Genomic DNA, 2058 nt, shown 5'->3' with positions numbered 1-2058 from the left:
ACGACGTCCGAGACATTCAGATGCGGGTACATCTGCTTGACTTCATTGGGAGAAATCTCGCGGACATCGACATCGAAGGCGCGGGCGAGCGACGCCTGCCTGTAAATCTCGTGCTTGCGTTCTTCGGTCAGCGCCACGGTGATCGAGCCGACCTGGCGCATGCCGGTGCCGACTTCGGTCTCGGCTTCCAGCTTGACGTAGAGGTCAGCCGAATATTTCGCCAGCCGGGTCATGTTCTGCGAACCGCGCAACTGGCCGATCAGGCCGGCGGCATGCCATGTCGTGCCCGACGTCAGCTGCTTGCGTTCCAGGAGCACGATATCGGTCCAGCCAAGCTTGGCCAGGTGGTAGGCGACGGAGCAGCCGGAAACGCCACCACCGATAATGACGGCCCTCGCTTTGGTAGGGATGGCTTTTGTCGGGATAGCTTTGGCGGTCATGCGGCCTCGCGACGATAGCTGGAAGCGAAACGGCGCAGCCGGAGCGCTGCTTCCTGCAGCATGGGTTCGGGCTGGCAGAGGCTGATGCGGATATGGCCGGCGGCTGCCTCGCCGAAGCTGGAGCCCGGCATCACGCCGACATTCTCCTTGTCGAGGAAAGCGAAGGCGAATTTCTCGTCGTCGGGTTCAACGGCGGATATGTCGAGCATGACATACATGCCGCCTTCGGAACCGCGCACGGTGACATCGTTCATGCCGCGCACGGCATCGAGGAAGACGGTGCGGCGCGCGGCGTAGCGCTCGGCGATGTCCTTCACGCCATAGCGGTTTTCAAGCGCCTCGGCGCAGGCGATCGAGATGAAGGCCGGCAGCCCGTAAGTGGTCACCAGATTGAGATTGGTGAGCAGCGTGATCATCGCTTCAGGGCCTGTCAGCCAGCCCATGCGCCAACCGGTCATGCCGTGGCTCTTGGACATCGAATTGATGACCAGCGTTCGTTCGGCCATGCCGGACAGTGAGCGCGGCGAGACATGCTCGCCGCCGCCCAGCGTCCAATAGACTTCGTCCGACAGCAGCCAGAGGTCATGCTCCCGGCAAATCTCGGCAAGTTGCTCCAGCCGCTCTCGCGAATAGACCGCACCGGTGGGGTTGTTCGGTGTGTTGATGAGAATGGCGCGCGTGTTGGGCCGGAGTGCTGCGCGGATCATCTCGGCATGTGGTTGGAAGCCGTCCTCGGCGGGTGTCTCGACCACGGTGAAACTGGCGCCTGCGGCGCTGAACGTGTTGGGATAGGTTGCGTAATAAGGCGCTACGACGATGGCGTGGTCGCCCTGGTCGAGCACGGCCTGCACGGCTGCGTAGAGTGCGGCCTGGCCGCCCGGCGTGGCGATGACCTGATCCGGCGTCGTCTCGACGCCGGTGCAGGCGCTCGAGGCTGCCGCCATGGCCTTGCGCAGGCGCGGCAGGCCGGAAAGCGGCGTGTAGTGGTGGTTGCTGCCGCGAACCGCGGTCACGCACGCTTCGATCGTTTCCGAAGGTGTGTCGAAGTCGTGATCGCCGACCGACAGCATGATGATGTCTTCGCCGGCCGCTTTGCGGGCCCAGGCGGCCGAATGGACTTCCCAGCCGTCCTTGCCCGAAGGCACGATGCCGGAAATGCGCGACGATGGTCTAGGCATGTATTTCTCCCGAAATTTCGTAGCCGGCCTGTTCGAGCCGGTCGCGCAGAGCGGCGATGTGCGCCGGTCCGACTTCACAGCAGCCGCCGACAATGTCGGCGCCGGCCTCGACCCAGCCGATCGCCTGGTCGGCATAGGCGTCCGGACCAAGGTCGTGACGGGCGTGCAGCACATCGACAGTGCCGCCATGCTTGAGCGCTTCGGTGGAGGTGAAGCCATTGGCATAGGCGCCGACAGGGCCGCCGAGGTCGATCAGTTCAGGCAAGGCCGCGGCGATCGCTTCGGGTCGGCAGCAGTTGAGCAGCCGCGCCGCAACAGTCAAGCCGTCGAGCGCGCCTGCCGCGGTGGCTATTGCCTCGCCGCTGCGCAGCCGCGGCTTGCCGTGGTCGGCGAGTGTCCACGACAGCCATACCGGCTTGCCGCTTTCCGATGCCGCGGTG

Annotated in this window: 3 protein-coding genes; all 3 read right to left on the bottom strand. The window is 64.7% G+C overall.

What is annotated here, in order from left to right; genetic code table 11:
* Positions 1-440 (bottom strand): FAD-binding oxidoreductase (locus tag EN935_RS33075; protein ID WP_164771570.1); only part of this gene is annotated, 440 nt, incomplete at its 3' end.
* A complete protein-coding gene (locus tag EN935_RS33070) occupies positions 437-1618 on the bottom strand; it encodes a pyridoxal phosphate-dependent aminotransferase (RefSeq protein WP_109667878.1) in 1182 nt (393 codons plus the stop codon). The genes EN935_RS33075 and EN935_RS33070, both read right to left, overlap by 4 nt.
* The coding region (locus EN935_RS33065; RefSeq protein ID WP_206534625.1) for a homocysteine S-methyltransferase family protein at positions 1611-2058 on the bottom strand (448 nt) is incomplete at its 5' end. The genes EN935_RS33065 and EN935_RS33070, both read right to left, overlap by 8 nt.

Source organism: Mesorhizobium sp. M7D.F.Ca.US.004.03.1.1, assembly GCF_003998635.1.
GTDB classification, from domain to species: Bacteria; Pseudomonadota; Alphaproteobacteria; order Rhizobiales; family Rhizobiaceae; genus Mesorhizobium; species Mesorhizobium loti.
This window is presented reverse-complemented; position numbering and strand designations above follow the sequence as displayed.

Coding starts and splice junctions, on each gene's coding strand:
- EN935_RS33070 (WP_109667878.1), bottom strand. CDS start 1,618: ATGCCTAGACCATCGTCGCGCATTTCCGGCATCGTGCCTTCGGGCAAG.